The organism is Paenibacillus sp. FSL H8-0282 (assembly GCF_037963825.1).
GTDB lineage: Bacteria > Bacillota > Bacilli > Paenibacillales > Paenibacillaceae > Paenibacillus_AQ > Paenibacillus_AQ odorifer.
In genome coordinates this window covers 845601-860205 of record NZ_CP150146.1, presented here as the reverse complement: position 1 = coordinate 860205, position 14605 = coordinate 845601, and the positions used below count along the sequence as shown (strand labels likewise).

Here is a 14605-nt window from a genome sequence, read left to right as displayed (position 1 = left end):
CCTGTCCCTATCCGAACTAAGTCTAATTACTCTACATTGTCTCAGTTTATCATAATTAGAACGCCCAAGCCCGAATGGCAAACCCTCATTACACAAGGTGAAATTCACATCATTAATAAGTTCATTTTTTTGTAACAATAATGTAACAAGGAAATTTTACCGTAAACGATACTTAGTCATTTGATAATGTTATAATCACTTTGTTTTATTTACTCTTTTCAGGCAAGAGTGAAAGAACAAGAACAATCAGAAACAGGTGATCAGATGTTCGAACTGAAATGGCTATGGCAGAACCTAGAGGGAAACCGGACGCGATACATTCTGGCACTCTGCCTTTCGGTGGTGGGCTCAAGTCTTACAATCGTGAATCCGTACATCAGTCAGCGCATTGTCGATACGTTTATAGCTGGTGACAACGCCCTGCAGAATCTTACACAAGAACGGCAATTATTGATTATGCTCTGTCTGGGCATGATCGGATTTTCTCTACTGCGCACAGGTCTCGCATATTTCACGACCATGCAGTACGAGATATCCTCGCAAAATATGATGTACAATGTCCGCATTTATTTGTACAACAAAATTCAGGGACAGGACAGAAAATACTACGATCATAATCGTACCGGCGATCTCATGACCAAGATGACAGGCGATCTGGACATGGTCCGTCACTCTATGGCCTGGATTTTTAAGACGATCATTGAATCGCTAACGATCTTCCTTGCCGCCGTTATCTATTTTTTCACCATAGATGCGGAACTGACGCTGTGGATGCTTATCCTGTCACCGCCCATTTTTATCGTGGCTTACATATTCGCTAAACGCGTCCGTCCTATGTACATTGACCTGCGTGAACGGCTGTCCCAGCTTAACACGACTACACAGGAGAATATCTCAGGCAACCGTGTGGTCAAGGCTTTTGCCCGTGAAGAATTCGAGGTCGAAAAATTCACAGAGAAGAATGTCAACTATTCTACAGCGAACAAAAAGGCTGCCCTTGTATGGCTTGATTATTTTCCTTATCTGGAATCCTTCGCTCAGGGCTTCAACGTAATCCTTATGTTGGTTGGTGGTTTGTTCCTTATGAACGGCCGGATCACCTTCGGTGAGTTTATGGCCTTCTCTTCGCTTATTTGGGCTATATCGAACCCTATGCGCAACATCGGTATCATTATCAACGACATTCAGCGCTTTTTTGCGAGCTTGTCCAAAATCGTAGATATCTATTATGCCCGGCCAAATATTGTTAATGAGCATACTGTCACTGACAAACGCCGTTATGAAGGCCGTATTGAATTCGATCATGTCCGCTTCAAATATGATAGCGCTATCGTACTGGACGATATTAGCTTTACCGTTGAACCCGGTGAAACTGTAGCAATCATGGGCGCGACAGGATCAGGCAAAACAACAATCATCAACCTCATCCCTCGCTTCTACGATGTAGCTGAAGGGCGCGTACTCGTAGACGGTGTTGATGTTCGGCAGCTGGAGCTTGATGAACTTCGTGGAAATATCGGCATGGCGACCCAAGATGTACTCTTGTTCTCTGATACCATTGATGGAAACATCGCCTATGGCGATCCTGATCTTCCGGAAGAAGATGCAATGGGTTATGCAGAGCTTGCAGCCGCACACGACTTCATTACCAAAATGCCTGAAGGTTATGATACCGTTGTCGGGGAACGCGGAGTCGGACTGTCGGGAGGGCAAAAGCAGCGTATTGCCTTAGCGCGTGCTTTGGCGGTACACCGTCCTATCCTGATTCTCGATGATACGACCTCTGCGGTCGACCTTGAGACGGAGGAGCATATCCAAAAAAGTCTACGTGAACTGGACTATCCTTGTACGAAAATTATTATTGCGCAGCGTGTATCTACTACCTCGCAAGCCGACCGTATTCTTATTCTGGATGGCGGGAAGCTAGTTGAGGAAGGGACTCACACTGAACTGCTAGCGAAACGTGGTTACTATTACGAAGTGTTTAAACTGCAGAACGAGGGTATTGGAAGGCAGGTGACCGCAAGTGGCAAGGAATAAATTTGACGTCGATGAAAATCTTGAATCGCCGTTTAATATAAAACACTTCCGGCGTGCGATGGTATATATCAAACGAAAGAAAACGCCAATGATTGTTGCGTTCGTGCTCAGTGCACTTTCAGCAGCCATTTCACTGTCGGCTCCGCTGATCATGCAACATGTCATCGACGTGACCATTCCGGCAAAAGAGAAGCTTGCACTGCTGGGTTGGGCTGCACTGATGCTTGTGACCATCGTGGTCAGTGTTTATCTGGCTACGATACGCTCGCGCATCATGACGAGTGTTGGGCAGGATATTATTTTTGACATCCGAACGGATTTGTTTAAGCATCTGCAAGAATTGCCTTTTAAATATTATGACGACCGTCCACAGGGCAAGATCCTTATCCGGGTCGTAAACTACGTCAACGCCGTTTCAGATGTGTTGTCCAACGGGATTATCAACTTTATTCTAGAAATCGTGAATTTGCTCTTTATCGCAGCCTTCATGTTCGCTGTCGATGTACGACTCTCATTTGTCATCCTTGCCGGACTGCCAGTCTTCCTTGGCATCATGCTGCTGATCAAAACCCGGCAACGCCGGGCATGGCAAGCAGTGTCCAACAAAAGCTCCAACCTGAACGCCTATCTGCAAGAGAGCATCAGCGGTATTGGTGTGACGCAAATGTTCTCCCGGGAACAACGTAACGAAGGAATCTTCACACGTCTCGCGGGTAATTTCCGTAAAGAATGGATGAAGGCTCAACGTTACAACTTACTTATTCCGTTCTCCGTAGACAACTTGTCCACGATCGTTACATCATTGATTTTCCTTGTAGGCCTACTAACACTGAGTCCTCAAGACATGACCCTCGGTGTCATTCTGGCGATGAGCAGCTACGCTGCCCGCTTCTGGCAGCCGATTCTGAATCTTTCGAACCTGTACAATAACTTCATCAACGCCGTTGCCTATCTTGAGCGTATCTTCGAAACGCTGGATGAACCGGTTACCGTCAGTGATATCCCGGATGCCAAAACACTGCCATCTGTACAGGGCCATGTCACCTTCGACGATGTAACTTTCGCCTATGACCCGGGGCTTAATATTCTGGAGAATATCTCCTTCAAGGTCAAAGCGGGAGAAAGCATCGCGCTGGTAGGACCCACAGGTGCGGGCAAAACAACCGTCGTCAATCTGATCTCTCGCTTTTATAACATTTCCAGTGGTCAGATTCTGATCGACGGCCAGGATATCTCGCAGGTGACGTTAAAATCTCTTCGCAGCCAGATGGGGATTATGTTACAGGATAGCTTCATCTTCTCCGGTACCATTCTGGACAATATTCGGTACGGCCGACTGGATGCGACCGAAGAAGAAGTAATCGCCGCTGCAAAGGCCGTTTGCGCCGACGAATTCATCCGTGAATTCGATCAAGGGTACATGACAGAGGTCAATGAACGTGGCTCCAAGCTGTCTCAAGGACAGCGGCAGCTCATTTCGTTCGCAAGAACACTTTTAGCAGATCCGCGCATTCTCATCTTGGATGAAGCCACTTCTTCCATTGATGCGAAGACTGAGCGCTTATTGCAAAAAGGGCTGAATGAACTGCTTAAGGGACGCACCTCGTTCATTATCGCGCATCGCCTCTCCACCGTAAAAAACTGCGATCGTATTATGTACGTATCTAACAAAGGCATCGCGGAAAGCGGCTCACATGATGAGCTTATCGCACAACGGGGCCTTTATTACCGCCTCTACACAGCACAGAAGATGGAAGCTTAATTGAATAAACACCAAAAGAGCTCAGGCCGATTTGCAGCCTGAGCTTTTTTGATGTTTTATTATTTTCAAAAAATATCAAAAACTAATCTATCGCCGTCCAAATATTTAGCGCAAGTGAGCGAACCGCAAGGTTCGTGTGATCTCTGTACAACCGCAGACGCTCTGCAGGCTCTGGACTCCACAATAGAGCACTTCCGGCAACTTCAAGCAACGAAAGTCCAATATACTGAGATTCGTAACGACTCTCAGACCCTAGAACATCTACAATTTCCAATAAAGTTTCCGGACTCCAGTATCCCGTGCTCTCTTCTAAATTATACGCGACCTGCTTATAAACATCGCTTAATAGCTGGGGTTGATTTGAAATAGTGGTAACCATCCGATTGAGATAATTGGCGGATTCCTTCACATTATTCCAATCTATTGCTGCTATATACAATTTCATCACAGCTTGCTGTAAGGTCTCATCAGATGCCAGACAGTCAATCAGATCCGTATACAAAGGGATAAGGTGCATCCGGGTGATTTTTGGCAAAGCTATCAGCTGGTTGACTAATTTCAGTAGACGTTGCCGATGAGGCAAATCTCTTTTGGCAGTGGCGTTCCATTCATCCCTTATCGCTGCACTAACCAGTCTCTGACATACACCAACTACAACCTCATTGATCTTACCATCGCGACAGGTTTCTACCAGCGTGTTCATAGCAGTTTCCCATCTAGTGCTGTCTTCCAAATCCGTAATAGACTGAGCGGTGGCAGCTGCAACAATCCCTTCATTTCCATTTGTCCACCGCATCATAGAAATGAAAGCATATCTGCCAATATACGCATCTTGGTGCCTTGCGATTTCAAGGATTAATCCTAGATAACGTGGTCTAAAGTCTAGCGGAAGAGCATTAGGCTGTTGAGATAATAAACTTCCTGCAATGTCACTTTCTGATGAAGAAGCCATTGTACTTAACATATCCCAAGCGCGTTCATCATCTAAAAGCTGTTTCGCAGCATGCCCTATGGCTATGATTACATCCTTGTGTGCATTGGGTTTCTCGAACTCATTCATCAATAGTGGAAGGCTGTCATCGCTTCTATAAGCGCCCAGTAAGCGGATGGCTTCTTTTCTGACAGTGATCTTCAGCTTATCCCGATTCAGAAGCTCTTTCAGCATGGTAACCAGTAACACCGGATTCACCCTGCGGATGCATCTGGGTATCGAGTACATGGCTACACGGGCCCGGTCCCCATCCAGATTCTCTAGCAGAACGGGAAGTGCCTTCTCCGGTTCTTCCATAAGCGAAAAGGCATGAAGTGCAGCTTCTACTACAGTTACTTCCTTATCCTGCATAAGCCCAAGTAACCTATCCGAACCGAGATCAGGCATGCTTGCCATGATCTTAATAACGCTTGCACGCTCCCAAAGATTACGTTTGGCATCGTATGCAATTTTTTCTAATAAGGCACTTAAAGCTTGTTGCTGACGTGGCAGCCATCTGTGGAATCCATCCGCGGCCGGCACAAGATAGATAGTTTTGCCTGATAGGAACTTGCCCTTAATGACAGCTCCTGAAATAAAAGGATCGAGCCATTCCTGACGCTTCAGATGCAGATGCTGGAACACTTCATGGATCGTAATATACGATTTATCTAAAGCTAATAATTCCTTAACTCTGGCATCACGCGTTGTACGAGGCGCAAGCCAGTATCTGGCCGCTTGTATGGCTGTAGAATCCGCCTTTGCCCTCGTTGCTTCCTTTAACAGATTCTGAAGTTTTATAATACCGTAACCTCTTTTACCGAATGAGCTAGCTAGGCTTAATACCAGATTGTAGTCTTCTCTTTTGTTGGCCTGTACAGCTAATGTATAAATTTCGTCGAAGATAATCTCTTCTACTCCCCGGGGTAAATTCTTCTCCAAGGATGGAAGGGAAAGCTGCCCATTCTGCTTGGCCAATTTCTGAATCGTATTTAAAGAAAACTTAAACAGCTCACCGTGAGGAAGTAATGCGTTATGCCGGAGAATAGCAAACGCCAGTTGTTGAACGGAAAATTTTGTGCCATATGAAGTATCTCTAGCCTCTATAACACTATCAACAAGCAAAGTAAGCTCTTGTACATGGGCATCCGTGAACACAGACGCAGGACTTTCCGATAGCTCTTTAAACACAGCGCCCCGGACAGGATCCTGATCATTTTTAATCCGGCCCAGGTACACCAAAGTTTCATTCATACCCTGTCTCGACAGAACGGTACTTCTGATCAGCTGCATAAGCGCCGTGGCACGTTCGTCTGCACTGGATACCTGTGTTGCTTGTTCAAGTCCCGCTCTTGAATGAAGAATAGAACGGCAAGCTGTAAATCTGATTGTTCTCTCCCTGTCATCATTGATTTCACGAAGGCCAAGCATCCTGGTGGCTTCCTTCTCACGCAAGACATGCGGTAATACATACAGTAATCTTTCCGGAAAAATACGTTCATTACGTTTATCTTCTTCATACACAGCATCGAAAATGACTTTGCGGTTAGAAGGTGCAATATTATGAAGCAGCTTTGCTATGTGCATAGGGTGATCTGCGAGTAGTTTCGCTATCTCCATCCATTGATCCATGGATAAATATTTTTTCCTTTTAAGAACAGCTTCAGGAATACCATAAGAAATCAGATCGCTCCGCGACTCCGTTCGTGTTAACAGTTGATATACCTTATTAGGATTTTGGCGTACAAGCGTGCCAAGCTGTTCTTTTAACGCAGGATGTATGATGCCCATAGGTCCATGATTCAGCGCACACTCCAGCACCAAGTCTGCCTGCAGATTGCATAGGATCTCCAGAGCTGATGAGAATCTCCACCAGACATAGCCTTTTTCCCTGAGTGGTGTGCTTTCCAGTGTTGTTGCAAAGTATTCTGCTACTACGTTAAGATGCCGGCTGGATAATTTCTTCCAGTCTTTTATGGCATACCCGATATCAGCAAGCCATTTACTTACCGTAGCCGAATAACAGGCCTGCAATATAATCGCGGCTTCCTCCGCTCCCCATCGGGCATACACTACAGGCAATAAGCGTTCTGCTAATTCCTGACGGTTAATCTGTGAAATACTATGCAGCAGCTTGCGGCGGCAATCATGGGATAAATGGGGGAGCTCACGTTCAATATCAGCATCCGAAGCCACCTTTGCCAAAAGACCCGCAGCCGTATTTCTGATACTTGCCTTGGGATGCCGCAGTGCTGATAGAATAATAGCAGCATCTTGTGTTGCAATGGCGCCGATTAAGGCAAGTCGTGCTTCATAAACACCATCCTCCAGCAAAGAGGCTAGTAATTGGGAGTACTGGACAGATCCGAGATGATCACGGCCTAAGATTGCTACTTTTTTGATTCTGTCGGAATAGCCTAGCGAATCCAATTCTTTAAGTAAGCTCTGTTTATCCAATGGATCTCTTTTGAAAATCATAAGTCCTCCTCGTTAACCTGATCTTATTCCACCCGAACTTTATTCTCTATACCCTAATCTATCCCCTTTAAAAAAACTAGAATTCAGCATCTGGTTTCGTTGATCAAAAAATAAAGGTAACCCTGAAGCTGGTTATTCAACCCCCTTCAGAATTACCCATCATGTTTTGCTTGCTCTAGTCATTCTTTTTCTGAATAAACACATACGTACTCTCATCCGACAGCTCATCAGCAAAGCTGAAATCAAATCCGTCGAAGCCTTTGATATCCTCCACACAGCTGATTTGCCGCTCAGCCATGAAGCGTACCATTTCACCTCTGGCCATCTTGACCAGGGTCGCTCTCTCTACTACCTTACCGCCGATCTCCTGCCCGAATACACAACTAACCATTCGAACATTCCCGCCAATGTAAGGGGAGATGCACTTGCTGTATTCCTTAGAGGCCAGATTCAGAATGATGTCAGTCTCCGAAAACAGCTGATCTGCCAGCTTCCTGTTCCAGAACTCGTAGATAGACTTGAAACCAGGTCCGCTAAGCTTTGCCTGCATCTCCAGCCTGTACGGCACAACGCCGTCAAATGGCCGGACGATTCCATAGAATCCGGACAATATCCGTAAATGCTGCTGAAGATATTCCAGCTCCTCCATTTGAAGTATCCCGGGTGCCATGTACTGGTACTGGATACCCTCATAAGAAAAGATAGCCGGTGTAAGATTCCGTGTTACATCCATATCCCGAATCCGCTCCACATTCAGCGTGGCGATAGCATCATTGCATTTCCATAACGATTTGGCTTCTTCATAATTCAACTTTTGTAATAAGACCAGAAGAGTCTGCGACTCGCTTATGAATTGCGGCATCTGGCGGCAATCCAAGAAATCCGTATCCATCTTCATCTTCTTGGCAGGCGATATAATGATTCTCATGGTGCTCCCTTTTCTTACCCCCGCGGGGAATTTAAATGTAACCTTATCCTATCACACTTAATCTTCGTAGGCTTGGGGCAAGTTCATGAAATTTGTTCACTGCCGCCCACTTTGTGCGCCACCGCCATCTGTACCTGGGTTGCCGTTTCTCCTTGACCCACCATTCATGCCGGGAGATCCGCCCCCATCTTTCCCCCGTCCGCCGGTGAAGCCCTGTCCCCCGTTCGCTCTTGACCCGGAGTCAGTACTCGTTATCTTCTGTGCGGTAATAGCATCGCAGGAGACGAGCACCATGGAACAACTTAGCACTGCTATGAGCAAAGCGAAATACCGCTTGATCCGCATCTTTGAATCCCCTCTTTCCGAGCGAACATAGTTAACGTGGAAAATATCTTTTTAACATATAATCGTATACGTCCTTAAAACCCATGTAGGATAATACGATCAGCAGCGGATACACCGGGTAAATATACCGGGACTTGATCTCCCATAAAAGATAGAATCCGATAAAGCCCAGCACCACAAGAATCAAAGAGGTCTCTTCAAATCTTTTGGCTCTTATTCCACCCATTAAGCGAACGAGTATAAATACATACATCAGAAAATTCAGGACATACAGCAGCCACAACATTCCGCTTCTATAATTGGAGTCTGCCTTAAACAAATCCGTAGCAGCATTAGTGTAGCTATAACGGTCCATGACAAAGCCCATTCTTCCCCCGTTACTGGATGATCCGTCATTTCCGAGCCCATATCGTTCCATCTGGTAGGTTCCTTCCGTCCAGGTCCAAACGATTTTTTTATAATACATCTTCACTAAGTCACTTAGGCCCGCCTCGGAGAGTTTATTACTGATTTCTTCTTTAAATAACTCCGTACTTTCTGCCTTATTATAATTTGCATCCTGCTGATAGATAGCGTAGCTCTCCCGGTTGTCCCAGAACCCAAACGTCTCCAGATTGATCCCCATATTCAGCCACATGTAGACAGGTGCGGAATTTTCGTTCATCGGTTCATCTGCAACATTCGTCGCCTGCAGCACAGCATTTTGCGTCCAGCCGGGAACATTAAACAATATGGCCGTGATAAACAAAGCGCTAAAAACCTTTTTCACCCCGATAGAACGTATGTTAAATAAAAGACCCGCCACCACGGTAATCAGAAAAATAACACCGATACTGCGGAAATAGTTGCCTATTGCCAGTAAGAGAGCTGCGAAGAGAATATCCTTAATGGACCTTCTTTTGATAAATCTTATGGCAAAATATAAAGCACTTGTCAGAAAGGCGGTAGCGATCACATCGTTATAGATAAAATTACTCATAAACAATGAAGGGATATAGGTTGCAGCAAACACGAGGATGCCATAATCCTTATCCTTGGACTTATAATTGAGCTCTTTATACAGCATGTAAATCATTAATGAGGTTAAGAGTGTAAACAGAATATTAAATATTTTGATTACCAGATAATTATCCGGAAAGATCAACAACAACGTCTTTAAATATAAAACGATCGAAAAATTAAACGGAAACATATGCAGATAGCCGTTCGTGTCAAACGACGAATAATCATTCCTGTACAGCATGTCGAGTGCCAATGAAAGCACTGTCTGCGAATCATCCGTCGGCAAGCGTGGAAACAGAAAGATAATCACCATCTGGATTGCAAAAGAAAACAGCAGTATGGCTGGAATGACTATTTTCCAACTGTACTTATTAAGCTTCAGGCACATTTTATACAAAATAACGCTTAATGCCAGCACCACTGCGATCACTAGAATAAAAAGACCCAGCTGTTGTCTCTCCAAAATTGGCGTGTCCCCATATACGAAATAATTATATTTCGCCCTAATAAAAAAGGAGGATGCGATAAAAAGACCGATAAAGAATGCAAGTATGAGATACAATGTTTTTTGAATTCCTCTTATCATGGAAAACCTCCTTTGCGCAATCGAAAGCCCTTTACAATCCGCTGCCCCGATTCATAAAAAGCATTATAAACACCCAAACTGAAAATCCAATGAAAATCGGAAGTTTGGGAATTCGCAAAGAAGAGATTTAGAAAGAGAGGTACGTCCTACAATTGGGAATCAAAAAATCGCAAATGTGATACGGAAGTTTCAAAATGGAGAGAGTTGCGGAGACAAAGAGAGGAAATGGAAAACTACTCCAATCCTAGGGAGTATTATGACAAGAGTCTTAATTCTCTTTCAAACGATTATGCTATACTGGTGGAGCAAATAGAATAGGCTTAAAGGGTCGGTCGGCTACCTCTCACCGAAGGGAGGGATGCCTTGTGACAGTGTTTGAAGCAATGATGCTTATGCTAACCTTTGGTTCGCTTATCGTAGCGCTGCTGTCCAATAAACGCAAATAGACCGCCCACTCACAAAGGCATGCGGTCTATCTGTCGTGTCCTATTTGCTGAAGCCTACCGCCCTTAAAAGCGGCTATTGCCTTGGGAGTCGTGTTACAGCACGGCTCTCTTTGCATTTTACGTCTTTTCTACCTTTAATATACCACAAATAATTTAATAACGTAATAATGTACGGTGTTACATTACATTTCCAATCTCCCAGAAAATCCATCCATCCTTGCGTACATCAGAACAATTTACTATCCATCTTTTTTAAAAACCGATTATTAGCGATTAAGCCTTTCACTCTCTTCGTTGTATTAGGCCCTTTCGGTGTGCTACCTCTTCTATTCAGCAAAATCCACCGTAGACATGCCCAAGCTTCAAAGATCTCAAGTTCTTCCTGATCCATATCATTTTCCAATAGATAAGCAGTTCGGAACACATCAGCATAACGCTCAGAGATATATATTTTCAGCAGAATAAGTGACCAGGCAAAATCATATCTAGAGTCTCCCAACTGGCCGTTCGTCCAATCGATTATGGTATATCGCTCTTTATCCTCCACTATATTTCCGATATGAAAATCCCCATGAATGATACAGTCTTGCTTCATTGGAGTTTGCTCAACAAGAGCAGTCAACACATTATAAATATCAGATTGTTCTTTGGCTTCAGGGAAAAAATAGCCGATGAAATCGTATTTTGGCAGTTGTATATTTCCAATCTCTTCAACGCGAATCTTATGTATTTTTGCTAATAGGCTTGCGAGTTCCTTCATTTTCCTGGTATTCATTTTATGAATAGGGGTTCCGTCAAAACTTGTTAACAACACCTTATGTCCCTCCGGATTGATTCCCCAGCCCACTGGTTTAGAGACGGCTACTCCTCGTTCGGATAGAACATCCAATAAACGATATTGAAACTGGACATCCGGTCTGGATTCCTTATTCCATGTTTTCAGTACATAGCTCTCTTGATCAGAATTAATCCTCATGACCTCAGCTTCAAATCCTTGATCCATTGTATGCGCAGTTAAGCTGTCTTCCTGATTTAATAAGTCGTTCATGATTTCGTTGTGCTCTAGCCAATTTATGATAGATATAGGAGTTTTCAAAAATGGGTTCTTCCTTTCGGAGTCAGCTACAACAGATTAACGCAACTCAAAATTACAAATAACATAAAATAGATTGTTCTATCCAGTACATAAATACAGTATCCGGGCTTTTCTTTTCAAACTTTTTCATTTTTAAATACATGTCCATTCCATCAGAAACATCATGCCATAAATCCGTAAATACAAAATCATATTTTTCCTTAGACATATGTTGTTCTGCATATTCGAAAGCATCTGCTTGGATAAGCCTGATCTTGTGAGCATTACTGAATTGTGGCAGTACATATTTATTAAATAAATCAATGACATCTTGATTTTTTTCAACAACCGTTATGCTTTCAACATTAACTTTTTCAGAAACCATATAAGCATAATAGCCAAGTCCAAGCCCAAATGTAAGAACATTCCCAAACGCTTTATCAACAGCTTCTTTCATTGTTTCTATTTCATTTGGTGTGATCGTCATCCATATTCTTTCATTCTCCAAGACAGCCGGGAACATGAATTCAGTTTGAAAAAAACCAACCTGAGGAATTTGTCTTCCCTCTTCTGTCCGGATGATATCATTGCAAACAAAACCTTCAAAAGGTTTATATTTTTCATATTTTAATTCACTATTATTAATCTTTATAGTAGGTATCTTGATATTTTTATAATATGGATTGTCATAATATTCATTTGCATCAAGCTTATGAAGCATATTGCTAAAATATTGGTTGAACAATTCCTTATCATCAACATTATCAACCGTATCCATCCCAAAAGCAGCAGCCAGCATTAAACCAAAAGCGTATTCATAAGATACACCACAGTTTACGATTTCTTCAATTTCTTCTTTGTTAATAAAGTCGGGGGTATTATTCAAATAGCGGCTTAGTAAAGCAAATACTTTATAGTTATCTTCTTTTACTGTTTCTTTTATTACATTATTAAATTCCATATTCTCACCTATTAATTAGAATTTGTTTCTATGTCTCATGTTAGTCTTTCCGGATTGACTAGTAGGCAATACTCTCATTTTACCATTTAAAAATCCAGAAGAACAAAAACCGCTTTACTAATCCGTGACAGTTACCACTTCTACAGTGAGAAAATCTCACGCCAAATCTTCTAGTTATATGGTTTATGGTCCATTTTCCGCCTAATCTGCTCAATATTTCGTTACCCTATGTTAGAATAGACGACTTGTATAATTTGTGAAAACTTTCACTAATAGTCATGATTGATGGTATACTTAATAAGAAGATGAACTAAAGAGAATAACGATGGAAACTGTGGACGTAACCGTAGAAGATTTGAAGTTAGGAGTATAACAGCGACGCGCGCGCTTCTCCACTTCCAACTCCCTCTGATACTTCCTTTCTTTTTTGTCGGGTTCTTTTGGTACATCTTAATAGAGAAATATAAAAGTGGAGGGTTAACAATGAAAAAGAAAGCAGCTGGTGCTCTGAGTCTCGTCCTCTCTGTCATGCTCGTTACCGCAGGTTGCGGTAATGGAAACGACAAGGTGAACGAGAGCAAGAGTAATAACAACGAGAAAAAAGAAGTTGAAGCCGTCTCCGGGGCATCTGAAGCAAGCTACACACCATTCGATCAATTAAAAGATAAATATGATATCATCATTGTCGGTGCGGGTGGTGCGGGAATGTCCGCGGCGCTTGAGGCCAAAGAGAAAGGCATGAACCCTGTTATTTTGGAAAAAATGCCGGTTGCCGGCGGGAACACAACCAAATCCTCTTCGGGAATGAACGCTTCTGAAACGAAATTCCAAAAAGAACAAAACATTGAAGACAGCAATGATTTATTTTATGAAGAGTCATTAAAAGGTGGCCATGACACTAACGACAAAGAAATGCTTCGTTTCTTCGTTGATAATTCCGCGAGTGCGATCGATTGGCTGGATTCCATCGGAATCCGCTTGAACAATATCACCATTACAGGCGGCATGAACGAAAAACGTACACACCGTCCTGAAGATGGCTCTGCTGTGGGACAATACCTTGTCAAAGGTTTAGTGAAAAACGTACAAGAGAAAGAAATCCCTCTTTTCGTGAATGCTGATGTCAAAGAAATCACTGAAAAAGATGGCAAAGTAAATGGCGTCAAGGTCCTCTTTAACCAAACAGAGGAAAAAACAATTACGGCAGATGCTGTCGTTGTAACCACTGGCGGATTCGGTGCCAATATGGATTTGATCTCCGAAGTAAGACCTGACTTGGAAGGCTACGTTACTACTAACCAAATCGGCAGTACCGGAGACGGCATCAAGATGATTGAGAAACTCGGCGGCACAACCGTCGATATGGATCAAATCCAAGTTCACCCGACTGTGCAGCAAGAAAAATCCTACCTCATCGGCGAAGCTGTTCGTGGGGAAGGCGCTATCCTTGTTTCCAGTGAAGGTACACGGTTCACCAATGAATTGGATACCCGTGATAAAGTAACAGCTTCCATCAATACACTACCTGAAAAAGCAGCTACGCTGGTCTTTGATTCCGGTGTTAAATCCCGTGTGAAGGCTGTTGAACAATATGACAAAATGGGCTTCGTGATTCAGGCGGATTCCATCGAAGCTTTGGCCAAAGAAATCGGTGTTCCAGAGGATAAGCTGGCAACAACGCTTGATACTTGGAACAGCGCCGTTAAGAATAAAAAGGATGCCGAATTTGGCAGAACTACAGGAATGGACAATGACCTGTCCACTGGTCCTTTCTACGCTATTAAAATTGCTCCTGGGATTCACTACACCATGGGTGGCGTGAAGATCAATACGAACACAGAGGTTCTAAATAAAGATGGTGAAGCTATCGCTGGTCTGTTTGCGGCAGGCGAAGTTACAGGCGGCTTACACGGACAAAACCGGATTGGCGGCAACTCTGTTGCAGAAATCATTATTTTTGGTCGTCAAGCCGGGATCAAATCTGCTGAATTCATAAAAGCAAAATAAGTAGA

General features: G+C 43.4%; 9 protein-coding genes. 3 read left to right on the top strand and 6 right to left on the bottom strand.

Annotated elements, in window-relative coordinates:
- Positions 1-264: 264 nt before the first annotated feature.
- Together NST94_RS03720 and NST94_RS03715 are read left to right on the top strand one after the other, a co-directional pair.
- On the top strand, positions 265-2040 hold the full coding sequence (locus tag NST94_RS03720) for an ABC transporter ATP-binding protein (protein ID WP_076098706.1): 1776 nt from the start codon (positions 265-267) through the stop codon (positions 2038-2040).
- Positions 2027-3802, top strand: coding sequence for an ABC transporter ATP-binding protein (locus tag NST94_RS03715; RefSeq protein WP_036684845.1), 1776 nt, complete (start codon positions 2027-2029; stop codon positions 3800-3802). Before NST94_RS03720 ends, NST94_RS03715 begins: the two co-directional genes overlap by 14 nt.
- Positions 3803-3884: 82 nt before the next feature.
- Here the strand turns inward: NST94_RS03715 and NST94_RS03710 are convergent, their stop codons facing one another.
- The 6 genes from NST94_RS03710 to NST94_RS03685 form a co-directional block, all read right to left on the bottom strand.
- Entirely contained in the window at positions 3885-7250 is a 3366-nt protein-coding gene (locus tag NST94_RS03710; protein WP_339281679.1) for a HEAT repeat domain-containing protein, read from the bottom strand.
- Between the two features lie 175 nt (positions 7251-7425).
- Positions 7426-8178 carry a peroxide stress protein YaaA gene (yaaA, locus tag NST94_RS03705; protein ID WP_339281678.1) on the bottom strand — a complete coding sequence of 251 codons (753 nt, stop codon included), beginning with the start codon at positions 8176-8178 and terminating at the stop codon, positions 7426-7428.
- A 96-nt stretch (positions 8179-8274) separates the two neighbouring features.
- Positions 8275-8523 carry a hypothetical protein gene (locus NST94_RS03700; protein WP_076306694.1) on the bottom strand — a complete coding sequence of 83 codons (249 nt, stop codon included), beginning with the start codon at positions 8521-8523 and terminating at the stop codon, positions 8275-8277.
- A gap of 31 nt (positions 8524-8554) precedes the next feature.
- Positions 8555-10111, bottom strand: coding sequence for a glycosyltransferase family 39 protein (locus tag NST94_RS03695; protein WP_339281677.1), 1557 nt, complete (start codon positions 10109-10111; stop codon positions 8555-8557).
- 672 nt (positions 10112-10783) lie between these two features.
- On the bottom strand, positions 10784-11605 hold the full coding sequence (locus NST94_RS03690; protein WP_339281676.1) for an aminoglycoside phosphotransferase family protein: 822 nt from the start codon (positions 11603-11605) through the stop codon (positions 10784-10786).
- 100 nt (positions 11606-11705) lie between these two features.
- The gene (locus tag NST94_RS03685) at positions 11706-12593 is read right to left on the bottom strand and encodes a hypothetical protein (RefSeq protein WP_339281675.1); all 888 of its coding nucleotides are present in this window, start codon (positions 12591-12593) and stop codon (positions 11706-11708) included.
- A gap of 483 nt (positions 12594-13076) precedes the next feature.
- Between NST94_RS03685 and NST94_RS03680 the strand changes: the two genes are divergently transcribed.
- A complete protein-coding gene (locus NST94_RS03680; protein ID WP_339281674.1) occupies positions 13077-14600 on the top strand; it encodes a flavocytochrome c in 1524 nt (507 codons plus the stop codon).
- Positions 14601-14605: the final 5 nt, after the last annotated feature.